Source organism: Rhodococcus sp. AH-ZY2, from assembly GCF_030916465.1.
In the GTDB taxonomy this organism is placed as follows: domain Bacteria; phylum Actinomycetota; class Actinomycetes; order Mycobacteriales; family Mycobacteriaceae; genus Rhodococcus; species Rhodococcus ruber.
In genome coordinates this window covers 1,109,211-1,131,870 of the sequence record NZ_CP126458.1, presented here as the reverse complement: position 1 = coordinate 1,131,870, position 22,660 = coordinate 1,109,211, and the positions used below count along the sequence as shown (strand labels likewise).

Genomic DNA, 22,660 nt, shown 5'->3' with positions numbered 1-22,660 from the left:
GTCCGACTCACGCGCCCGCGTACGTTCCGAAACTCCAGTACACCCCCTGCGGGTCCCGGCACGTGAAGTCGTGCGATCCGTAGTCGGTGTCGTGCAGGCCGAGGACGACCGTGGCACCGGCGGCCACAGCGCGGGCGTGCAGCGCGTCGACCGCGGGGGCGTCGGGGAGGACGAGGTAGATGCAGCCGGTGCCGGCGGGTATCTCGATCGGGCCGCCCCGGCCGGCCGAGCCGAGCATGACGCCGCCGCCGTGCGGCCAGCGCAGCTCGGCGTGGTCGACGCGCCCGCCGTCGCCGTAGACGGCGTTCTCGGTGAAACCGAACGCGTCGACGAGGAAGCGGATCGCCGCCCGGGCATCGGTGTAGGAGAGGCAGGGCCAGACGGGTGTGGTGAGTGCTGTCGTAGTCATGGTTGCCAGTGTTCGTCGGCAGCCGGGTCGCCGTCTTGGACGATTGGGAACTGCTCGTCGCGCAGCCAGTGCGACGGCGGAACCCCGGCGATCGCGCGCCATTCCCGTGCGAGGTGGGCCTGATCGTAGAACCCGGACCGGGCGGCCACGTCGGCGAGCACGTGCGGTCCGGGCCGGCGCAGCAGCCGACGGGACCGGTCGAACCGGACCACCCGCGCCGCCTCCTTGGGCCCCACCCCGAACTCGGCGGTGAATCGTGCGTTCAGATACCTTCGACTCCAACCGATCTCGTCGGCCAGGTCGGCGATCCGCACACCGGGGGTGCGGGGATCCTGCAGCCTGCGCCACACGTGACGCAGGTGTGGATCGATCTCGCCGTGCTCGGCGGCGAGCCGCCGGGCGAGCACCTCGTCGAGGACCCGGAATCGGCTTTCCCACCCCGCAGCGGCGGCGATCCGCTCGCCGAGTTCCCGGGCGGCGGCGCCGAGCACGTCCTCGAGATCGACGACCCACGCGCCGAGTGCACCGGCGGGCACCCCCAGCAACACCCGGGCTCCCGCCGGGGTGAGCGCGAGCTGGATTCCGTGCTGGTTGCCGTCGTGGGCGATGGTGACGGCGGTGGTGGCCAGGCCGCTCGCGAGCGCACCGAACCGGCCGGGGCCCTGACCCGGTGCCGCGGCCCGCGCGAGTTCGACAGGGGCACCGATCGTGAGCACGACGGTCAGGTCCGGGGACGGCAGACCGAGGTGGGTACCGGGGGCGAATCCCGTCAGCCGGTACCCGTCGTAACTGCGCACGTAGGGGCACAGCGGCGGGGCGGGCCGCCGCCGGGCACCGTCCGAGATGCCGGTCACGGTCCCAGGGTAAACACGGATAGACGCCACGCCCACGGGGTACACAGGGTGAGCAGCCGTGGAACTCACGGCGGTGTATGCAGGCCCGGGAGGGCCGGGAGGATCGAGGACGGAACGATGAGCGACAGGGTAGGACGCGTGGAGAAGTATCTCGTCACGCTCCTGGACAACGGCAGCAGGCTGCAAGCGCCCGCGGTGGCACGCTACGTCGACCTGACGCGGCGTGCCCATCCCGACGAGACTCCCGAGCAGATCATCAGGCGGTTGGAGAAGACCTTCCTCAACGGAGTCACCGGGAGCGGCACGGCGGCCGGCGCCGCGGCGACCGTGCCCGGGATCGGCACACTCGCGTCGATCGCCGCGGTCGGCGCCGAGACCGCGTTCTTCCTCGAGGCCGCCGCGTTGCTGACCCTGGCGGTGGCATCGGTGCACGGGATCGAACCGCACCAGCACGAGCAGCGCCGCGCCCTCGTGCTCGCCGTGGCACTGGGCGAAGCCGGCATGGAGATCGTCGAGCGCGCCACCGGCACGACCGCGAAGACGTGGACGTCGGCGCTCACCGGCAAGATCCCCGGTGCCCAGCTGAAGTCCGTGAACAAATCGCTCGTGCGGACCTTCGTCCGCAAGTACCTCGCCAAGCGCAGCGCCCTGGTGTTCGGCAAGCTCGTGCCCGCCGGCATCGGTGCCGCGATCGGTGGCGCGGGCAACCGCGCGCTGGGCAAGCGGGTCATCGCGAACGCCCGGGACGCGTTCGGGCCGCCGCCGGCGCAGTGGCCGTCGCAGCGTCCACCGCTCACCGGCGCAGCGTCCGGACCGGACGGGGATCCGAACTGGCAGGCGCTGTCCTCCCCCCTGACCGGCTGGTGACATGTCCGCGGGCAAGGTGTTCGTGCGCGAGAGCGGATCCGGCACCCGCACCGTGGTTCTCCTGCACGGATACTCCGATCACGGGGGCACCTGGTGCAAGGTGGTCCCGGCGCTGGCCGAGCGCCACCGGGTCCTGACCGTCGACCTGCCCGGATTCGGCCGCAGCGCCGGACACTGGCGGGCGCCGGTGCTGGATCACTATGTCGACACCGTCGCCGAGGTGATCGCCGACTGCGCGGATCCGGTGGCGCTGATCGGCAATTCGCTGGGAGCGGTGACCTCGCTGGCGTTCGCATCGACGTATCCGGGCCGGGTGGACGGCGTCGTGCTCGCCGACATGCCGGGGATGGCCGGGATCCCGCGCAGCTGGTCGAGCGGCGCGCGGTTGCCGCTGGACATGGTGTCGCGCGCGCTGTCCCGGCCCGTGCCGCCCGCCCTGGTGCAGTTCGCCGTCGCCACTCTCTACGCCCGTGCGGCGCTGCACCGTCCGGACCGGCTGGGCGTCGACACCCGCACCGCGTTCGCGGCGAACTACGCGAGCCGGCGCAGCATCGAGACCCTGCTGGCCGTCGGCCGGGCCGTGATCCCCGAACTGGCCCGGCTGCCCATCCCCGAAATGGTGAACTCCCTGTCCGTGCCGGCACTGCTGGTGTGGGGTGAGCGGGATCTGATCACCCCGGCGCGCGCCGCGGGCCGGGTGCATACCGGCGCCCGACGGCGGGTCGCGATCATTCCGGACGCCGGGCATTGCCCGCAGCTCGACTCCCCCAGCGAATTCCTCGAACTGGTGCTGCCGTTCCTCGAGCGGTCCTTCTCCCGGCCTGCCGCGCCGGGCACGTAGGCTCTCGGGGTCCGAGCAGGACCCACCAGAGAGGGAGTCGATGACAGCGCCGTTCCCGACGGAGCCGGCCGCCGGCGCCGGGTACGCGCCCGCGGCGGGTATCGCCGTGGAGGGCCTGTGGAAGAACTTCCGCGACGTACCCGCGGTGTCGGACCTGTCGTTCTCCGTGCCGCCGGGTTCGATCACGGGATTTCTCGGGCCGAACGGTTCCGGGAAGACGACGACCCTGCGGATGCTGCTCGGCCTGGTGCGCCCGACGGCCGGTGTCGCGCTCGTCGACGGGGTGCCCTTCACCTCGCTGCCGCACCCGGCACGGGTGGTCGGTGCGGTGCTGGACGCGCAGAGCTTCCATCCCAAGCACACCGCCGGCACCCATCTCGAGGTGTACGCCGCGGCGATCGGCGTGCCGTCGGCACAGGTGCGGCGCGTCCTCGACCTGACCGGGCTCGCCGCGGCGACCCGCCGGCGGATCGGCGAGTTCTCCCTCGGCATGCGGCAGCGGCTGGCGCTGGCCACCGCGCTGCTCGGCGAACCGCGCTACCTCGTGCTCGACGAACCGGCGAACGGCCTCGACCCCGAAGGCATGGCCTGGTTGCGCGACTTCCTGCTCGGCTACGCCCGCTCCGGGGGCACCGTGCTGATCTCGAGTCACATCCTGCGGGAGGTCGAGCAGACGGCCGACCGTCTGGTGATCATCAGCCGCGGCAGGCTCGTGCACCAGGGCACGACGGCGGATCTGCGGCATGCGCATCGAGCCCGGGTCCTCGTCGCCGTCTCCGACCCTGCCCGCCTGGCGACGGCTCTCGCCGCGTCGGGCCACACCGACGCGCAGGTCCAGCCCGACGGGCGGCTCGCGATCGTCGGGGTGGAACCCGAGCGCGTCGCCGAGCTCGCCACCGCGTACGGCGTGACCGTCTTCGGAACGAGCGTCGAGCACATCGACCTCGAGCAGGTGTTCCTGGCGATGACGGCGGGGCAGTACGTGGGTGCCCCGCCCGGGTGGGGGATGCAGGGACCGCCGGCTCCACAGCCCCCGTACCCGGGGCAGTTCCCACAGCCCCCGCAACAGCCGCCGTACCCGGGGCAGTTCCCGCACTCCCCACAGCCTCATCCGCCGACCGGTTGGGAAGGACCCCGTTGACTGCGTTGCTGACGGCCGAGTTCCGTAAGGTCCTGGGCCTGCGTTACTGGTGGATCCTCGGGATCGCCCCGGCGGTGGTGGGCCTGTTCTCGGGGGCTCTGACCCTGCCGATCCTCACCACCCTCGAGGGACTCGTCGGCGAGAACTTCGCCGAAGCCGCCGCCGCCGCGATCGGTGTCGCGGTCGCACTGGCGCTGGTGTTCCTGTTCGCGGCCCTGTTCGGGGTGGTCAACACGGGCAGCGAGTTCCAGCACCGCACCATCGTCACCAGTTTCCTGACCGCCCGCGGCCGCGACGGGGTCGTCGCCGCCAAGCTGACGACGGCGGTCGCGTTCGGCCTGTTGTACTGCGTGGTGGTGGAAACCGTGTCGGTGCTGACCGTCCTGATGTTCGGCGGCGGACCGTCCGGCGACGGCTCGGGGGCGGGCAATGTCGCCGCGGTCCTCGGCGCCGGCCTGTTCGCCGCGATGCTGTGGGCCCTCATGGGCGCGGGGCTCGGCCTGCTCACCGGTTCGACGGCCGGCAGCGTCCTGGCGATCACCGCCTGGGTTCCGTTCGGGGAGCTGATCGTCTCGCTGATCCTCGACGGTCTCGGGGCGGGTGCACTCGCCCGGCTGCTGCCCGGACAGCTCACCTGGTACACGGTGTTCACGGCCATCGACCTGCCCGAGGAGGTCGACCCGGCTGTGACGTGGCCGGCGGCGCCGCTGGGGTTGCTCGGCTGGACGGTACTGCTGTGCGGCCTCGGCTGGTGGCGTACCCGTACCCGCGACATCGTCTGATTCCCTCTGCGCGGATTCGTCCGCTCGTTGCGAATTCGCGCCGGTCGCGCACGGAGCGGATTCCGAAGGGCCGAGCGGATCCGCTTCGACGGAAGCGGATCGTGGAGAGCCGTGACCGTGGCCCGCGTCCTGTCGGCCGCCGGGGCTAATGTCGAAAAGCGATGGCACACGACGCGCGTTCCCCCGGTTGGATCCGTCGGCTGGGCGCGGAGGCCTGGCAGCACCGCCGCGTCGCGCTCGGCGCACTGACCGTCACCGTCGTCGCCGCACTGATCGACATCACCTTCCCGCTGCTGACCAAGCTCGCACTCGACAGCGCCACCCACCCGGAGGGTCACGACCTGCAGCTGATCGGTCTGGCGGCGGCGGCGATCGCGGGGGGCGCGGTGGTGCGGTTCGGGTGCCAGTACGGCCGGCGGATGCTCGCCGGCCGGCTCTCCCTCGACGTGCAGCACGACCTGCGGCTCGGTCTGCTCGCCTCTCTGCAGCGGCTCGACGGACGCGGCCAGGACCAGATCCGCACCGGGCAGGTGGTGTCGCGCTCCATCACCGACCTGCAACTCGTCCAGGGTCTGCTCGCGATGGTCCCCATGTCGGCGGGGGCGCTGCTGCAGTTCGTCCTGGCACTCGTGATCATGGCGGTGCTCTCCCCGCTGCTGACCCTGGTCGCCCTCGTCACCGTGCCGGTGATCGCCGGGGTGGTGGCCCTCGTCCGGCCCAAGCTGTTCGCGGCGACGTGGTCGGCGCAGCAACGCGCCGCCGACCTGGCCCAGCACGTGGAGGAGACCGTCACCGGGGTGCGGGTGGTCAAGGGGTTCGGGCAGGAGGGCCGCGCCGTCGACCAGCTCGAACAGCACGGTCGCGCCCTCTACGCCGAGCGCATGCGCGCCGCCCGGATCAACGCCGCGTTCGCCGCCCCGATGGGGGCCATCCCGCAGCTCGGGCTCGTCGCCGTGATCGCGCTCGGCGGCTGGCTGGCCCTGCAGGGCACCGTCACCGTCGGCACGTTCCTCGCGTTCGCCGCCTACCTGGCGACGATGACGGCGACCACCCGCACGCTGTCGTCGGTGGTGATCATGGCGCAGCTCTCCCGGGCGGCGGTCGAGCGGGTGTACGAGGTGATCGACACCGAACCCGACGTCGCCGACCCGCCGCACCCGGTGCCGTTGCCGGAGGGACCGCTCGGGCTGGTCCTCGATTCGGTGACCTTCGGCTTCGAGCCCGGCCGGCCCGTCCTCGACGGTCTCGATCTCGAACTGGCGCCGGGCGAGACCGTCGCCGTGGTCGGCGCCGCCGGCTCCGGCAAGACCGCGCTGTCGCTGCTGCTACCCCGGTTCTATGCCCCCGAGTCCGGGACGGTGTACGTCACCGCCGCCGACGGCGAACGAATCGACGTCGGGGCCCTGCGTGCCGAGCAGTTGCGCGAGGCGGTGAGCCTGGTGTTCGACGAGCCGTTCCTGTTCTCGGACACGATCGCCGCGAACATCGCGCTCGGCCGGCCCGAGGCGAGCGCCGAGGAGATCCGCGCCGCCGCGCGGGCGGCGTGCGCGGACGAGTTCGTCGAGGCGCTCCCCGAGGGGTACGACACCGTGGTCGGCGAGCGGGGGCTGACGCTCTCCGGTGGGCAGCGGCAGCGGGTCGCGCTGGCCCGTGCGTTGCTGCTCGATCCTCGGGTGCTGATTCTCGACGACGCGACCTCGGCCGTGGACGCGGAGACGGAGGCCGCGATCTTCGCGGCGCTGCGGGCACGCCCGAAGCGCACCACGCTGATCCTCGCGCACCGGCGGTCCACGCTCTCCCTCGCCGACCGGGTCGCGGTGCTCGACGGCGGCCGCGTGGCCGACTCCGGAACGGTCCACGAACTCGAGACGCGCAATGCCCTGTTCCGGGCCCTGCTCACTGGCAACGAGGACGAGGCGCCCGAGCCGGAGCGCACCGACGGGCACGCCCTCGGCGCATTGTGGCCGGAGGCGGCGCCCGGCTCCGATCCGGTCGTGGTGCGGGCGGCCGCACCGCAGGGGGGCCCGGGCGGTGGCGGCCGCGGCGGCGGTCCGATGAGCGGCGCCCTCGGGTCGGTCGCCCCGACGCCGGCGCTGCGCCGGGCGGTCGAGGCGTTGCCCCCGGCCACCGAGCGACCGGGGCTGGACACGGCACAGCTGCGGCGCCCCGACCCCGAGTTCCGCCTCTCCCGGACGCTGCGGCCGGTGCGGTGGCTGCTGGCGGCGGTGGTGCTGTGCCTGGCGGTCGAGTCGCTGACGTCGATCGCGTTCCCGTCGATCGTGCGCTACGCCGTCGACCGGGGCGTCACGCCGGGCGAACCCGGCCCGTTGTGGGCGGCCACCGCCGTGGGTGCCGCGCTGGCGCTGCTGGCGTGGCTGGTAGTGGCGCTGCTCACCGTGCTCACCGCGCGTGCCGGTGAGCGGGTGCTGTTCGGGTTGCGGGTGCGCAGCTATGCGCACCTGCAGCGGCTGGGGCTGGACTACTACGAGCGGGAACTGTCCGGCCGCATCATGACCCGGATGACCACCGACGTCGACGCACTCTCGTCGTTCATCCAGACCGGGTTGTCCACGGCGGTCGTGAGCGTGCTGACGCTGGCCGGGATCTCCGTCGCCCTGCTGGCCACCGACCTCACCCTGGGGCTGGTGGCGCTGGCGGTGGTGCCGCCGCTGCTCGCGGCGACACTGTGGTTCCGGCGGGTCTCGTCCACGGCCTACTCGGTCTCCCGTGAACGCATCTCGCTGGTCAATGCGGACTTCCAGGAGAACATCACCGGGTTGCGGGCAGCCCAGGCATACCGCCGCGAGGAATTCGCGGCCCGCCGGTTCGCCGAACGCGCCGATGCGTACCGGCGCAGCCGGATGCGCTCCCAGCGGGCCATCTCGCTGTACTTCCCGTTCATCGCGCTGCTGTCCGACCTCGCGCTGGCCGCGGTGGTGTTCGTCGGGGCCCGGGAGGTGGCGTCGGGCGCGACGACCGCGGGCGTGCTCGTCGCATTCGTGCTCTACCTCGGTCTGTTGTTCGGTCCCATCCAGCAGTTGTCGCAGGTGTTCGACAGCTATCAGCAGGCCCGGGTGGGACTGCGCCGGATCGGTGACCTGCTGCGGACCGAGAGTTCCCTCGAGACGGGCGGCACCGGCACGGTGCCGATCCCGGGACATCTGCGCGGCGACGTACGGCTCGAGCAGGTCGGGTTCCGCTACGCGGGTGCCGACGCGGACGCGCTCACCGGCGTGGACCTGCACTTACCGGCCGGTTCGACGGTGGCACTGGTCGGACGCACGGGGGCCGGCAAGTCCACGATCGTCAAACTGCTGGCCCGGTTCTACGATCCGACGTCCGGTTCGGTGCGCGTGGACGACGTCGACCTGCGCGGCTACCGACTGCCCGAGTACCGGGCCCGGCTCGGCGTCGTCCCGCAGGAAGCGCATCTGTTCACCGGCACCGTCGCGAGCAACATCGCCTACGGGCGGCCCGACGCGGAGCGCACGGCGATCGAGGCGGCGGCCCGCGCAGTGGGGGCGCTCGACATGATCGCCGGTCTGCCGGGCGGCATGCTGCATCCCGTCGGCGAGCGGGGGCAAGGCCTGTCCGCCGGGCAACGTCAGCTCGTCGCGCTGGCCCGGGCCGAACTCGTCGATCCGGACCTGCTGCTGCTCGACGAGGCCACCGCGACTCTCGACCCGGGCACCGAACGCGCGGTGCTCGCGGCGGGCGAGTCGGTGACCCGCAGCCGCACCGCCGTGGTGGTGGCCCACCGATTGGCGACCGCGGCCCGCTCCGACCTGATCGTGGTGGTCGACGGCGGGCGCATCGTGGAGACCGGATCGCACGACGCGCTGCGTCACGCCGGAGGCGTGTACACGACCCTCTGTGATGCGGCCCAAATGCGGGCAGGGAATAATCGGCTGTCGAGAACCGTCGTCGATGGGGACCCCGTCGACTCAGAGATTGTGAGGTAGGTCTCGACCGTGGCAGAGCTTTTTTGTTCGTCACAGTCGCGGGCTAGCCTCATATACATAGGCACTCCGATCGGGTACCGAAGAAAGAAACGAGGCGAACAACTGCCGTGAGCAGCAGCTCTACTTCCCAGTTCGGACAGAACCAGTGGTTGGTTGACGAGATGTACCAGCGGTTCCAGGACGATCCGTCGTCCGTGGACGCCAGCTGGCACGAATTCTTGACGGACTACTCCCCGGAGGCGGCGGTCGCAGGTGGCGCGAACGGTGCCACGCAGACCCAGCGTCCGGCGCAGAGTTCCGCTCCGACCTCCACCGAATCCACTCCCGCCTCGAAGGCCGCCCCGGCCGAGACTCCGCCGAAGGCCACCCCCGCCCCGGCGAAGTCCGGCACCGCCCCGGCGAAGGCCGCTCCGAAGCCGGCCGAGCCCGCCGCCAAGCCGGCGGCCGCGAAGCCGGCCCCCGCGAAGCCCGCCGCCAAGCCGGCCCCCGCGAAGCCCGCCGCTTCGGCTACCCAGGAAGAGTCCAAGGTTCTCCGTGGCGCTGCTGCTGCCGTCGCGAAGAACATGAACGCCTCGCTTTCGATCCCGACCGCCACCAGTGTGCGCGCCATCCCTGCGAAGCTGATGGTCGACAACCGGATCGTCATCAACAACCACCTCGCCCGTACCCGCGGCGGCAAGGTGTCGTTCACCCACCTGCTCGGCTACGCCATCGTGCAGGCGGTGAAGGCGTTCCCGAACATGAACCGCCACTTCGCCGAGATCGACGGCAAGCCGAACGCGGTCACCCCCGCGCACACCAACCTCGGGCTGGCCATCGACCTGGCCGGCAAGGACGGCAACCGTTCGCTCGTCGTCGCCGCGATCAAGAACTGCGAGTCGATGAACTTCGCGCAGTTCTATTCCGCGTACGAGGACATCGTCCGTCGTGCGCGCGACGGCAAGCTCACCGCCGAGGACTTCTCCGGGGTCACCATCTCGCTGACCAACCCGGGCGGCATCGGCACCGTGCACTCGGTGCCCCGCCTGATGCCGGGCCAGGGCGCCATCATCGGCGCCGGCGCGATGGAGTACCCGGCCGAGTTCCAGGGCGCCTCCGACGAGCGCATCGCCGAGCTCGGCGTCGGCAAGCTCATGACGTTGACCTCCACGTACGATCACCGCATCATCCAGGGCGCGGAGTCCGGCGACTTCCTGCGGACCGTCCACAACCTGCTCATCAGCGACGATTTCTACGACGAGATCTTCCACACGCTGCACATCCCCTACGAGCCGGTCCGCTGGCGCAAGGACGTGCCGGAAGGCGCCGTCGACAAGAGCACCCGCGTCCTCGAGCTGATCGCCGCCTACCGCAGCCGCGGCCACCTGATGGCCGACACGGATCCGCTGCAGTTCGTCAAGGACAAGTTCCGGTCGCACCCGGACCTCGACGTCACCACCCACGACCTGACCCTCTGGGACCTCGACCGGGAGTTCAACGTCGGCGGCTTCCACGGGCAGCAGCGCATGAAGCTGCGCGACGTGCTGTCGGTGCTGCGGGACGCCTACTGCCGCCACGTCGGCGTGGAGTACACCCACATCCTCGACCCCGAGCAGCAGCAGTGGCTGCAGGAGCGCGTCGAGGCGCACCACGTCAAGCCGACCGTGGCACAGCAGAAGTACATCCTCAGCCGCCTCAACGCCGCCGAGGCGTTCGAGACGTTCCTGCAGACCAAGTACGTCGGCCAGAAGCGGTTCTCGCTCGAGGGCGCCGAGTCGGTCATCCCGATGATGGACGCGATCATCGACCAGGCCGCCGAGCACGAGCTCGACGAGGTCGCCATCGCGATGCCGCACCGCGGCCGCCTGAACGTGCTGGCCAACATCGTCGGCAAGCCGTACTCGAAGATCTTCACCGAGTTCGAGGGCAACCTGAACCCGGCCGCTGCCCACGGATCCGGCGACGTGAAGTACCACCTCGGCGCCGAGGGCAACTACATCCAGATGTTCGGCGACAACGACATCAACGTCTCGCTCACGGCGAACCCGTCGCATCTCGAGGCCGTCAACCCGGTCCTCGAGGGCCTCGTGCGCGCCAAGCAGGACATCCTGGACAAGGGCGAGGGTGGCTTCACCGTCATGCCGCTGCTGCTGCACGGTGACGCGGCGTTCGCCGGCCAGGGTGTCGTGGCCGAGACCCTCAACCTCGCGCTGCTACGGGGCTACCGCACCGGCGGCACCGTGCACATCGTCGTCAACAACCAGGTCGGCTTCACCACGGCCCCCGAGCACTCGCGGTCGTCGGAGTACTGCACCGACGTCGCGAAGATGATCGGCGCGCCGATCTTCCACGTCAACGGCGACGACCCGGAGGCGTGCGTGTGGGTGGCCCGCCTCGCCGTGGACTTCCGCGAGAAGTTCAACAAGGACGTCGTCATCGACATGATCTGCTACCGCCGTCGCGGCCACAACGAGGGCGACGACCCGTCGATGACGCAGCCGGCGATGTACGACGTGATCGACACCAAGCGCAGCGTCCGCAAGAGCTACACCGAGTCCCTCATCGGTCGTGGCGACATCTCGCTCAAAGAGGCCGAGGACGCGCTGCGCGACTACCAGGGCCAGCTCGAACGGGTCTTCAACGAGGTCCGCGAGCTCGAAAAGTTCAAGCCGGAGCCGTCCGAGTCGGTCGAGCTCGACCAGACGCCGCCGGCGAAGCTGACCACCGCGGTCGACAAGTCGGTGCTCGAGCGGATCGGCGACGCGTTCGTCAACGTCCCCGAGGGCTTCTCCGTGCATCCGCGCGTCAAGCCAGTCATCGAGAAGCGTCGCGAGATGTCCCGTGAGGGCCACATCGACTGGGCGTACGCCGAGCTGCTCGCGTTCGGTTCGCTGGTCGAGCAGGGCGCGCTGGTGCGTCTGGCCGGCCAGGACTCGCGCCGCGGCACGTTCACCCAGCGTCACGCGGTGCTCATCGACCGCAAGACCGGCGCCGAGTACACCCCCCTGCAGCAGGTCGCGGCCGAGGGCGGCAAGGGCGGCAAGTTCATGGTGTACGACTCGGCGCTCACCGAGTTCGCGGGCCTGGGCTTCGAGTACGGCTACTCCGTGGGCAACCCCGAGGCGCTGGTGCTGTGGGAGGCGCAGTTCGGCGACTTCGTCAACGGCGCGCAGTCCATCATCGACGAGTTCATCTCCTCCGGCGAAGCCAAGTGGGGCCAGCTCTCCGACGTGGTGCTGCTGCTGCCGCACGGCCACGAGGGCCAGGGCCCGGACCACACCTCGGGCCGCATCGAGCGGTTCCTGCAGCTGTGTGCGGAGGGTTCGATGACGGTGGCCATGCCGTCCACCCCGGCAAGCTACTTCCACCTGCTGCGCCGGCATCACCTCGACGGGATCCGCCGTCCGCTGGTGGTGTTCACGCCGAAGTCGATGCTGCGCAACAAGGCCGCGGTCAGCAACCTCGAGGACTTCACCAACGGTAAGTTCCGCTCGGTGTTCGAGGAGCCGATGTACGAGAGCGACGGCGGCGACCGCGAGAAGGTCACCCGCGTTCTGCTGACCTCCGGCAAGCTCTACTGGGAGCTGAAGGCCAAGAAGGACAAGGAGAAGCGGGACGACGTCGCGATCCTGCGGATCGAGCAGCTGTACCCGGTGCCGCGCCGCCGTATCGCCGAGGCACTCGACCGGTACCCGAACGCGCACGAGTTCTTCTGGGTGCAGGAGGAGCCGGCCAACCAGGGCGCGTGGCCGTTCCTGGGCCTGGCGCTGCCGGAGATGCTGCCCGAGAAGCTGTCGGGCATCAAGCGGGCGTCGCGCCGCGCGATGTCGGCGCCGTCGTCCGGGTCGAGCAAGGTGCACGCTGTCGAGCAGCAGGAGATCCTGGAGAAGGCGTTCGGTCAGTAGGTCACCGGCGGTACCCCCGCGGTTCTCACACGAGCCGGGTCGCGCCTGCCCTTCGGGGCAGCCGGCCCGGCTCGCGCCGTTTCCTACGATCCAGCGACGTGACCGAATGTCACATCCGGTCGATCGACGGGCTGTTGCGAAATCGCCGAGGGTCCGCGACCGCGAACCAAAGCGCCGGTCCCGGGGCGGGGTCTCCCGCCCCGGGACCACCGCCTCACACAGCGGCCGGCAACCCGCCCCCACCCACCGCAGCGAGGATCTTGCCGATGTTGTGCACCGCGGCATGAAAACTCCACTCACCACGGGCACGGACCAGTCCCCGGCCGGTGAACCGCCGAAAATTCAGATTGTGTTTGGCATGCCCGAACGGAGTCTCGGCAATGTGAGAACGCTTGCGGTAGGTGGCGATTCCCTCCTCGGTGCGCAACCGGTGGGCCATCACCTCGACCGGTGAAGCCTCGACCGGCGCCGGCCCAGACACCGGTGTGTGCCGGGCCGCGTGTTCGAGGTGGCGGGCCTTGCCGCGGGCGATCAACCGGTCCGGTCCCGGCGCGGTGATGTTGGCTTCGGAGAAGTACCCGGCATCGGCGAGCAGCATCCCGATCCCCTCGCCGTCGGTGCCGTCGGTGCCGTCCGTATCGGCGGTGCCGGTGGGGCGGGCAGCGATGATCGACCCGGCAGCGGCCACCGCCGCCTGCATCATCGGCACGAACGTCGGCGCATCGGTGGGATTGGCCGCCACCGACACCGCCATGATCAGCCCGTCACCGCTGGTCACGGCCTGACAGTTGAACCCCTGCACCCAGCCGCCACCACGCAACGGTTGCAACCCGGACTCCGGGTCGGTGGTGTTGACCACCCGCTCGGGCCGGCCCTCGGTGTCGGCATCGGCTCGTGCCGCCGCGACCGCAGTCGCCGCCGCCGCTGCGGCGGTGGCACGAGCCAGACGTGCCCGGGCCTTGATCACCTTCGGGTCCTGCCCGGCCGGCCGGATCACCCAGCCACCGTATCGGTGGCCTTTCGCTGCCGCTTCGGCCCGCCGCTGCTCGTACCGCCGAACTTTCGCGGCATGGGCAGCCAGGGTCTTCTCCAACGCCAGTTCCGCTGCCGCGACCGCCGCCGAGGCGGGCGGGGCACCCATCGGCATCTGCCCGCCGCGGGCCTGCTCGAGATACAGACGGGCCGAGGTGTCCTTGTCGGCCCGGGCCTGCTCGTCGGCGGCGCGGGCAGCGTCGAGTGCGGCGATCGCCTCGCTGATCCGCGCTGCCCGTGACCGGGGGTCGGTCAACGCCGGTGGGACCGAACCGGAACCGCGGTCGCCGTGATCGTGGGGTTCGTCTTCGGCGGCATCGGTGGCCGCATGCGCGGCCACCGCTGCCGCCGCCACTGCTCGGGCGTGGGCGGCGGCTTCGGCCCGCACCGACGATTCGGTGCGGTTGGCGCCGGCCGAGGCGTTGGAGGCGATCTTGACCGAGTCCAACGCGATGGTCTCCAGCCGGCCCAGTCCCAGGGCTGCAGCCAGCAGCAGGACCTGGGTGAACAGGTCTTCGCAGGCGGTGGCGTGGGTTTTGCGGAACCGGGCGATCGTCACGTGATCGGGGATGTCCTGGGCGCAGATCACCCGGTAGGCCACGTCCTCGGTGCACAGCCGTTCGATGCGGCGGGAGGAGCGTTCCCCGCGGGACCAGGCCCACACCAGCAAGGTGAGCAGCATGTCCGGGTGGTAGCCGGCACGGCCGGCGCCACCGGTCTTGGCGGTCCGATGGAATGCGGTGGTGTCGATCCGGTCGATGATGTCGATGACCGTCCACACGGGATGGTCGGTGCCGAGCCAGTCGCGCATGTCCGGGGGGATCAGGAACTGCTGGTCACGATCGACGGGTCGATATCCTTTGGCCACCAACGGATTCTACACGAAACCGCAGGTCAGCCCCGCCGTGACATGACGGGGCCGACCCACGATTCTGCAACAACCCCTCGAATCGACTGGATGTCACATTCGGCCCGCCGGCAGCCAGGGCGAGCGCCGGCAGAGCCGCGACGGCGAGGTCCACGAACTCCTCGCGGGTGAGCTGCGGGTCCCGCAGCCAGGCGATCGTGGTGTCCTCGACGAACGCGATCCAGCCGCGCACCGCCAGGGTTACGGCGGGGCCGGCGTCGATGCCGATGCGGTGCAGGTGCGCGACGGTACGTTCGACCATCGCGGTGCGGGTGTCCTCGAAGACCTGTCGCATGTCCGGATCCCCGCTCGCGGTGCCGCGCAGCATCGACAGGTAGGTGTCGCGGTGGTCGGTGACGTAGTCGACGTACGCGACGATCGTGCCGCGCAGCATGTCCATCGGTTCGAGGCTGTCGTCGGGTGCGGTGCGCTCGAGCATGTCGCGGCTGGTGTGCCGGACGAGTTCGACGTGGAAGTCGTGCTTGGACGCGAAGTAGTGGAACAGCAGCCCGCGCGACACCCCGGCCTGATCGGCGATCTCCTCCACGGAGATCTGCTCGAGCGGCCGTTCGGCGAGCAGCTGGACGCCGAGGTCGACGAGCTGGGCCCGGCGCTCGGCAGGACTGAGCCTGGTGCGCTTGACGATGTTGCCCTTCACAGGTGCCATGCAAACATTCTTGTTGAATCGTAGTCAACAGCTATTGACCCCCACTCAGTATGGCCCTACGCTCATTTACATGAGTCTTCCGGTAACAGACACCATCGCCACCGATGCGCACCCGCGTCAGGTCGACACGCTGATCATCGGCAGCGGGTTCGCCGGACTCGGCGCCGCCGTCCGACTGACGCAGGCCGGCAAGGACTTCGTGGTCCTCGAACGCGGCTCGGAGGTTGGCGGCACCTGGCGCGACAACACGTACCCGGGCGCCGCGTGCGACGTTCCCTCCAATCTGTACTCCTACTCGTTCGCCCTGAACCCGGGCTGGACGCGGTCCTTCTCGCCTCAGCCCGAGATCCAGGCCTACATCGCCTCGATCGCCGACAAGTACGACGTGCGCCGCCGCACCGTCTTCGGCTGCGACGTGCAGACCGTCCGCTGGAACGACGCCACCCACCGGTGGGACGTGCAGACCACCAAGGGCGCGTTCGAGGCCCGGATCGTCGTCTCCGCCGTCGGCGCGCTGTGCGAACCGGCGCTGCCCGACATCGAGGGCATCGACCGGTTCCGGGGCGAGATCTTCCACTCCGCCCGGTGGAACCACGACGCGGACCTCACCGGCAAGCGCGTCGCCGTGATCGGCACCGGCGCCTCCTCGATCCAGATCGTGCCCGCCATCGCCGGCAAGGTCGCCCACCTCGACGTCTACCAGCGCACCGCGCCATGGGTGCTGCCGCGCGCCGACCGCGAGTACACCCCCGTCGAGCGGCTCGCGTTCCGCCACCTGCCCGGATTCCAGCGCCTGTCCCGCGCCCTGCAGTACCTCACCCGCGAGACACAGGTCGTCGGCCTCGCCAAGGCACCGGCGTTCATGAAGCCGCTCGAGCTCGCCGCCCGCACGCACATCCGCCGCCAGATCGCCGACCCCGAGCTGCGCCGCAAGGTCACCCCGGACTTCCAGATCGGCTGCAAGCGGATGCTCATCTCCAACAACTACTACCCCGCGCTGGCCCGCCCGAACGTCGACCTGGTCACCGACGGCATCGCGGAGGTCACCGCGGACGGCATCGTCACCCGCGACGGCACCACCCGGCAGGTCGACGCCATCGTCGTCGCGACCGGTTTCCACGTCACCGACTCGCCCACCTTCGCCGGCATCTTCGGCAAGGACGGCCGCAGTCTCGCCGACGTCTTCGACGCCACCGGCATGCAGGGCTACAAGGGTGCCGCGGTCGCCGGGTTCCCCAACATGTTCTTCCTCGTGGGACCGAACACCGGCCTGGGCCACACCTCGATGGTGTACATGATCGAATCCCAGCTGAACTACGTCGTGGACGCGATCGAGACCATCGACCGCCATCGGATCGGCACCGTCGAGGTGCGCGCCGAGGTGCAGGACGACTACAACCGCAACCTGCAGGACGCCCTGAAGCGCAGCGTGTGGAACAACGGCGGCTGCGCGAGCTGGTACCTCGACAAGCACGGCAACAACACCACCCTGTGGCCGAGCTTCACGTTCGAGTTCCGCCGTATCACCCGGCATTTCGATCTGGATGCCTACCGCAGCGTCGCTGCGGCAGATCTCCCCCCGGTCCCGGCGCAGACGCCGGCGGCCGTTCGTGACACCGATGAGACCGACGCCCGGAAGGTGGCAGCACAGTGAGCGAGTTCGCAGGAAAGGTAGCTGTCATCACCGGCGCCGGATCGGGCATCGGCCGCGCTCTGGCGCTCGAGCTCGCCCGGCGCGGCGCCCGGCTGGCCCTGTCCGACGTCGACACCGTCGGGCTGGAGGAAACCGCGCGCCGGGCCCGCGATCTCGGCGCCGAGGTCAAGGCCGACCACCTCGACGTCACGCAGCGCGAGGCGGTGCTCGACTACGCCGACGCCGTCGCCGCCCACTTCGGCCAGGTCAACCAGATCTACAACAACGCCGGCATCGCCTACCACGGAGAGTTCGAGCGCTCGGAGTTCAAGGACATCGAGCGGATCATGGACGTCGACTTCTGGGGCGTGGTCAACGGCACCAAGGCGTTCCTGCCCCACGTCGTCGCGTCCGGCGACGGACACGTCGTCAACGTCTCGAGCCTGTTCGGGCTGCTGTCCATCCCCGGTCAGAGCGCCTACAACTCCGCGAAGTTCGCCGTCCGCGGCTTCACCGAGTCCCTGCGCCAGGAAATGCTGATCGCCGGGCACCCCGTCAAGGTCAGCTGTGTCCATCCCGGCGGCATCAAGACCGCGATCGCCCGCAATGCGGCCGTCCCGGCGGGCGACGACCAGGAGTCCTTCGCCCAGTTCTTCGACCGCAAGCTGGCGCGCACCAGCCCGGAGGACGCGGCCCGCACCATCGTCGAGGGGGTGCGCAAGGGCCGGCCCCGGATACTCGTGGGCGCCGACGCGAAGGTCCTCGACGCCTGGGTACGCGCGGTGGGCCCGTCCTACCAGCGTGTCGTCGCATTCGTCAGTGGCCGCTTCGTGCCCAGGGGCTAGGGTCGCGGTCATGCCACAGCTCCCCCTGCCCGTCGTGCGGGCCGCGTTGCGTCCGGCGTACCGGCTGGCCCTCAACGCCCGGTTGCCGTACTCCGCCCAGCGACGGCTGCTCGAGCTGGTCGCCCCGATCCAGACCCTGCCCGAGGGCACGGTGGTCCGGCAGGTCACGCTCGCGGGCCGGCCGGCCGAACGCGTCACCGTCGGCGCCACCGAACGTCCCACCGCGGTGCTGTACCTGCACGGCGGCGCGTACACGGTGGGCTCCCCCGCCACGCACCGGTCCCTGGCCGCGCACCTGGCCGCGGCCTCGGGTTCGGCGGTCTACGTGCTCGACTACCGGCTGGCTCCCGAGCACCCCTACCCCGCCGCCCTGGACGACGCGGTCGGTGCGTACCTCGAGCTGGTGACCGAGCACGGCGTGACCCCGGGGACCGCCCCGATCGCCGGGGATTCGGCCGGGGGCGGGCTGGCGGTCGCGACGGCGCGACGGCTGATCGACCGGCACGGGGTCCGTCCCGCCGCCCTGGGTCTGATCGCACCGTTGGCCGACCCCGGCTCGCGCGACTTCCCGTTCGACCGGGACACGGTCCTCAACGCCGCCTGGATCTCGGCCTCGGCCCGCGCGTATCTCGGCGGGCACGACGCCGCCGACCCCGGCTACGCGCCCCTGCGGGGAGACCTGAACGGGCTGCCGCCGACGCTGATCCATGTCGGCACCGGCGAGATGCTGTACCCGCAGGTCACCGAGTTCGCCCGCAAGCTCCGCGACGCGGGTGTGGAGGTGACGGTCACCGAGCAGCGCGATCTGTGGCACGTGGCCCATCTGCAGGCCGCGCTGGTGGGTCAGGCCGCCGACGCGGTGGCACAGCTGGGCGGGTTCCTGCGTTCACACGTGCTCGGTGAGCCAGGCCTGCGCGACGACCGCTGAGTCCTCGCCGCCGTCGATCCGGCCGAGCATCTCGGCCAGGTCGGCGGTGGTGAGCTCGCCCGCGACGAGGCTCAGAGCCTCGAGCTGACGTTCCCCCAGGACGTGTTCGCGGAACACGGGGACGACGTTCTGGGCAGTGAACACCGGTGGCTCCGTGGCGGTTCCGTCCTCCGGATCCGTCCCGGGCGCGCGGTCCGGTGCGTCCTCGAGCGCGACCCCCGGCGCGTCGCGCGCGACGACCGAGGTGGTGGTCAGCGCGGCCGCGCTCGCACCCTGCGTGGCCGCGCGCAGCGCCACGTCGTCGTCGCCGGATTCGACACGGCCCGGGACGCAACCTCTTTCGGCCAGGTCCCGCAGGCCGTCGTTCGCCTCGAACCCGCCGGACACCGTCACGGTCAGTTCGCCGCACCGGCCGAGAATTCCGGCCACTTCGGTGGTGCCGAGCCGCTCCGCGGTGGCATCGGACACGAGGAGCATCGAACGATCCTGGGCGGCAGCATAATCCGTGATCGCCAGGTCGTCGGGCAGGGAACGGGCGAGGGCCTCGAACACGTCCTCGGCGTCCGTGTCCGGGGCAGCCGGAGCGAAGTACCGCAGCAACCGGCCGGTGTAGTCCGGCACGAGGGTCACCTCGGCCGCGTCCAGCGCCGCCAGGTATCCGGCCCGGTCACCGAGCCCGGTTCGCAGTTCGGTACGGGTTCCGCTTCCGGCCAGGGCGCCGGCGTAGATGCGGGCCAGCAGTTCGCTCGCGACGTCGTCCCCGGATCCGACGACCACCGTGGCGGCATCCGCCGACTCGTCGAGAACCGACGGGCCGCACCCGGTCAGCACCGCGACGGCGACCGTCAGCCCGGCCGCCGTCCGTACGAATCCCCCGCCGCGCCGTCTCCTCACGTTCCACACGTTGCCCATCCTCGCGCATCCCCGGAAAGCCGAACGCCCCGGCCGGAACCTGGGTGCGGGCTCCGGCCGGGGCGTGCGGTCGATCGCGTCAGTCGGTGACGCCCTCGGCCCGTGCCGCGGCCGCGACGGCCTCGGCGACGGCGGGCGCCACCCGCGGATCGAGAGGGCTCGGGACGATCTTGTCCACGGCCAACTCGTCACCGACGACCGAGAGGATGGCCTCGGCGGCGGCGAGCTTCATGCCCTCGGTGATGCGCCGGGCACCGGCGTCGAGCGCGCCCTTGAACACACCGGGGAAGGCCAGCACGTTGTTGATCTGGTTCGGGAAGTCGCTGCGCCCGGTCGCCACGATCGCGGCGTGCTTGGCGGCGATCGTCGGGTGGATCTCCGGGTCCGGGTTCGACAGCGCGAACACGATCGCACCGTCGGCCATCTCGGCGACGATCTCCTCGGGCACCGTGCCGGCCGAGACGCCGATGAACACGTCCGCACCGCTCAGGGCCTCGATCAGGCCGCCGTGCCGGCCGGCCGGGTTGGTCCGCGCGGCCAGGTCGACCTTGACCTCGTTCAGGTCGGTGCGCTCGCGCGAGACGATGCCCTTCGAGTCCAGCACGGTCACATCCGCGGCGCCGGCGGCGAGCAGGATGTTGGCCACCGCCACGCCGGCCGCGCCGGCACCGGAGATGACGATGCGCAGGCCGGACAGCTCCCGGTTCTGCACCTTGGCCGCACCCTTGAGCGCGGCGAGCGCGACGATCGCGGTGCCGTGCTGGTCGTCGTGCATGACCGGGCAGTCCAGCGCCTCGATCACGCGCTTCTCGATCTCGAAGCAACGCGGGGCCGAGATGTCCTCGAGATTGACCGCGCCGAAGCTCGGGCGCAGCCGGATCAGGGTCTCGACGATCGCGTCGGGGTCCTTGGTGTCGAGGACCAGCGGGATCGAGTTCAGGCCGGCGAACTTCTTGAACAGGGCGGACTTGCCCTCCATCACCGGCAGCGACGCGCGCGGGCCGATGTCACCGAGGCCGAGGACGGCCGAGCCGTCGGAGACGACCACCACCAGGCGGTTGGTCCAGGTGTAGCGGTCGGCGAGGGTCTCGTCGGCCGCGATCGCGCGGGAGACCTGCGCGACGCCGGGCGTGTAGGCGATCGACAGGTCCCGCTGCGTCTCCAGCGGTGCGGTGAGCTCGACGGACAGCTTGCCGTCGACGTGGCTGCCGAAGATTTCCTCGTCGGTCAACTCGACCTTCTGGGGGGTAGGTGCATCAGACACGATTGACACGATGACACTCCTGCTCGAGCCGGAACCACTCGGGTTCCGGTTACTGCGAAGTAGCTGCGCGACGGACATCGGGTGCAGCGCTTCGCCAAGGACATTTCGGTGAAGCTTCCGGGCGCGATCACGGTTACCGCTGTACAACGCTGTACGACTTCCGGAGCGTGATGGCGCCGAGGCGGGTGAGCCCTGGCGACGAGCCCTCTACAGGGTCTGCCATCTTCGTCCGGCTTCGAGGCGGTGGCACCGAGGCCGGATTGAGGAAAAGTTTGCCACCTTCACAAGCCAACAATCAAATCGGTATTTCTTGCGAATGTCTCACGATTTTCGGCGCTCACCTGTGAGTTTGGACAGCCGAGCCGCAATGTCGACCCCACGATCGGGGTCGTTCCGAGGCAAAAGCCCGAGATGCCGACCGGTTACCTGCCGGTAACGCACGGGGGTCCGAACGTCAGCCCCACCACTGGGTGAACATCAGAACCGCGCCCGTGAGATAGACCACAGCCACGCCCGCGACCGCGGCGAGACCACGCCGGCGGTCCGCGAACAGCTGCGCGGCCGTGGCGACGAGCGCCGCGACGACGTGCGCGGACAGCGACGCCGAACCCGGCCCCGGGAAATCCCGCTTGTCGCCCAGGTACTGCGCCACCCAGACCACCGCTGTCAGGACGATCACCGCGCCGCACACCACACCCGACAGGGCTCGCAGTCCCCGCACGACGAACCCGTCCCGACTCGGCGTCCCCCCGCGGGGCGATGCCGCCCCGGGCGCCTCGTAGGCGTCGCGCCCGGAGCGGTGAGCGGAGTCGTCGTAGAAGTCGTCGTGCCCGACGGCGCGGTCGTCGCGGCGCGCCGGGCGGCCCCAGGTGCTCATCCCTCGAGCACCTCGACCCCGGTGGCCCGTGCCGTCAGCGCCTCGAACGCCTCGGGGTCCGTCGTGTACCGGCCGAGCGGGACGGCCTTGTTGCCGCCGTGGTAGTCGGACGACCCCGTGACGAACAGATCGAGCTTCGCCGCCATGTCCCGCATGAGCTGCGCGTCGGCCGGAGCGTGGTCCGGATGGTCCGCCTCGAGGCCGCCGAGGCCCAGTTCCGCGAGTTCCTCGATGTGGTCGAGTGCGAGCAGCCGGCCCCGGGACCGGGCACGGGCATGCGCCACGACGGTGACACCGCCGGCGTCGGCGACCATGCGCACGGCCTCCGACAGCGGAGTGTCCGCCTTGGTGACGTAGTAGCGACCCCGCGACGACAGCAGGTCCGCGAACGCGGCCTCGATGCTCGGAACGACCCCCGCCTCCACCAGCGCGCGCGCCAGGTGCGGCCGCCCGGCCACCGGACCGGCGGCGGTGACGATCCGTTCGGGATCGACGGGCAGCCCGTCGGCGGCCATCCGCTCGGCCATCGTCCGGATACGGCCCACCCGCTCCCCGCGCAGGCGCTCCCGCTCGACCGCGAACGCCTCGTTCCGCGGGTCGAACAGGTAGGCGAGCAGATGCACCGCCACGGGCCGGCCGTCCTCACCGCGTCCGGTGCACGACATCTCCATGCCGCGGATCAGCCGCAGTCCCGCAGGCAGGGCGTCGGCCGCCGCGTCCCAGCCGGCGGTGGTGTCGTGGTCGGTCAGGGCGACCACGTCGAGCCCGGCCTCGACCGCGGCACGGACGAGTCCCGCCGGGGTGTCGGTCCCGTCGGAGGCCAGCGAGTGGGTATGCAGATCGATACGCACCCCA

Annotated in this window: 17 protein-coding genes; 9 read left to right on the top strand and 8 right to left on the bottom strand. The window is 70.8% G+C overall.

The window, feature by feature from the left end; genetic code table 11:
* Positions 1 to 7 precede the first annotated feature (7 nt).
* Positions 8 to 409 (bottom strand): VOC family protein, encoded by a 402-nt coding sequence (locus tag QNA09_RS06320; protein ID WP_029539873.1) that lies wholly within the window; start codon positions 407 to 409, stop codon positions 8 to 10.
* The gene (locus QNA09_RS06315) at positions 406 to 1,263 is read right to left on the bottom strand and encodes a helix-turn-helix domain-containing protein (protein ID WP_010592411.1); all 858 of its coding nucleotides are present in this window, start codon (positions 1,261 to 1,263) and stop codon (positions 406 to 408) included. Before QNA09_RS06315 ends, QNA09_RS06320 begins: the two co-directional genes overlap by 4 nt.
* 117 nt (positions 1,264 to 1,380) lie before the next feature.
* Between QNA09_RS06315 and QNA09_RS06310 the strand changes: the two genes are divergently transcribed.
* The 6 genes from QNA09_RS06310 to QNA09_RS06285 all read left to right on the top strand — a co-directional run bounded on the left by QNA09_RS06310 (position 1,381) and on the right by QNA09_RS06285 (position 12,740).
* Positions 1,381 to 2,130 (top strand): hypothetical protein, encoded by a 750-nt coding sequence (locus tag QNA09_RS06310; protein ID WP_026137999.1) that lies wholly within the window; start codon positions 1,381 to 1,383, stop codon positions 2,128 to 2,130.
* Position 2,131: 1 nt separating this feature from the next.
* Positions 2,132 to 2,971, top strand: a complete 840-nt coding sequence (locus tag QNA09_RS06305; RefSeq protein WP_010592413.1) for an alpha/beta fold hydrolase — start codon at positions 2,132 to 2,134, stop codon at positions 2,969 to 2,971.
* A 40-nt stretch (positions 2,972 to 3,011) separates the two neighbouring features.
* On the top strand, positions 3,012 to 4,112 hold the full coding sequence (locus QNA09_RS06300; protein WP_248957487.1) for an ABC transporter ATP-binding protein: 1,101 nt from the start codon (positions 3,012 to 3,014) through the stop codon (positions 4,110 to 4,112).
* Positions 4,109 to 4,894, top strand: a complete 786-nt coding sequence (locus tag QNA09_RS06295) for an ABC transporter permease (RefSeq protein ID WP_029539874.1) — start codon at positions 4,109 to 4,111, stop codon at positions 4,892 to 4,894. The genes QNA09_RS06300 and QNA09_RS06295 overlap by 4 nt, the downstream gene beginning before the upstream one ends.
* A 161-nt stretch (positions 4,895 to 5,055) precedes the next feature.
* Positions 5,056 to 8,856, top strand: coding sequence for an ABC transporter ATP-binding protein (locus QNA09_RS06290; RefSeq protein ID WP_248957486.1), 3,801 nt, complete (start codon positions 5,056 to 5,058; stop codon positions 8,854 to 8,856).
* Between the two features lie 107 nt (positions 8,857 to 8,963).
* Positions 8,964 to 12,740: a multifunctional oxoglutarate decarboxylase/oxoglutarate dehydrogenase thiamine pyrophosphate-binding subunit/dihydrolipoyllysine-residue succinyltransferase subunit gene (locus QNA09_RS06285; RefSeq protein WP_248957485.1), complete on the top strand. Its 3,777-nt coding sequence runs from the start codon at positions 8,964 to 8,966 to the stop codon at positions 12,738 to 12,740.
* Between the two features lie 214 nt (positions 12,741 to 12,954).
* On the opposite strand, the gene QNA09_RS06280 is transcribed toward QNA09_RS06285, so the two are convergent.
* Positions 12,955 to 14,583, bottom strand: a complete 1,629-nt coding sequence (locus QNA09_RS06280) for a transposase (RefSeq protein ID WP_374121870.1) — start codon at positions 14,581 to 14,583, stop codon at positions 12,955 to 12,957.
* Between the two features lie 25 nt (positions 14,584 to 14,608).
* Entirely contained in the window at positions 14,609 to 15,346 is a 738-nt protein-coding gene (locus QNA09_RS06275; RefSeq protein WP_248957484.1) for a TetR/AcrR family transcriptional regulator, read from the bottom strand.
* A gap of 70 nt (positions 15,347 to 15,416) precedes the next feature.
* Here QNA09_RS06275 and QNA09_RS06270 point away from each other — a divergent pair, with 70 nt between their 5' ends.
* From QNA09_RS06270 to QNA09_RS06260, 3 genes are read left to right on the top strand one after another with little or no spacing between them, the layout of a single operon-like run.
* A complete protein-coding gene (locus tag QNA09_RS06270) occupies positions 15,417 to 17,000 on the top strand; it encodes an NAD(P)/FAD-dependent oxidoreductase (RefSeq protein WP_017681985.1) in 1,584 nt (527 codons plus the stop codon).
* Positions 16,997 to 17,824 carry an SDR family NAD(P)-dependent oxidoreductase gene (locus QNA09_RS06265; RefSeq protein WP_308072326.1) on the top strand — a complete coding sequence of 276 codons (828 nt, stop codon included), beginning with the start codon at positions 16,997 to 16,999 and terminating at the stop codon, positions 17,822 to 17,824. The genes QNA09_RS06270 and QNA09_RS06265 overlap by 4 nt, the downstream gene beginning before the upstream one ends.
* Positions 17,825 to 17,834: 10 nt before the next feature.
* Positions 17,835 to 18,752 carry an alpha/beta hydrolase gene (locus QNA09_RS06260; protein ID WP_010592421.1) on the top strand — a complete coding sequence of 306 codons (918 nt, stop codon included), beginning with the start codon at positions 17,835 to 17,837 and terminating at the stop codon, positions 18,750 to 18,752.
* Here QNA09_RS06260 and QNA09_RS06255 read toward each other — a convergent pair.
* The 4 genes from QNA09_RS06255 to QNA09_RS06240 form a co-directional block, all read right to left on the bottom strand.
* A complete protein-coding gene (locus QNA09_RS06255; protein ID WP_308072324.1) occupies positions 18,711 to 19,646 on the bottom strand; it encodes a glycine betaine ABC transporter substrate-binding protein in 936 nt (311 codons plus the stop codon). The two genes, QNA09_RS06260 and QNA09_RS06255, sit on opposite strands and share 42 nt — an antisense overlap.
* Positions 19,647 to 19,743: 97 nt before the next feature.
* Entirely contained in the window at positions 19,744 to 20,937 is a 1,194-nt protein-coding gene (locus tag QNA09_RS06250; RefSeq protein ID WP_026138053.1) for an NADP-dependent malic enzyme, read from the bottom strand.
* Positions 20,938 to 21,382: 445 nt separating this feature from the next.
* Positions 21,383 to 21,805 (bottom strand): hypothetical protein, encoded by a 423-nt coding sequence (locus tag QNA09_RS06245; RefSeq protein ID WP_248957481.1) that lies wholly within the window; start codon positions 21,803 to 21,805, stop codon positions 21,383 to 21,385.
* Positions 21,802 to 22,656, bottom strand: coding sequence for a PHP domain-containing protein (locus QNA09_RS06240; RefSeq protein WP_017681983.1), 855 nt, complete (start codon positions 22,654 to 22,656; stop codon positions 21,802 to 21,804). The genes QNA09_RS06245 and QNA09_RS06240 overlap by 4 nt, the downstream gene beginning before the upstream one ends.
* Positions 22,657 to 22,660 lie beyond the last annotated feature (4 nt).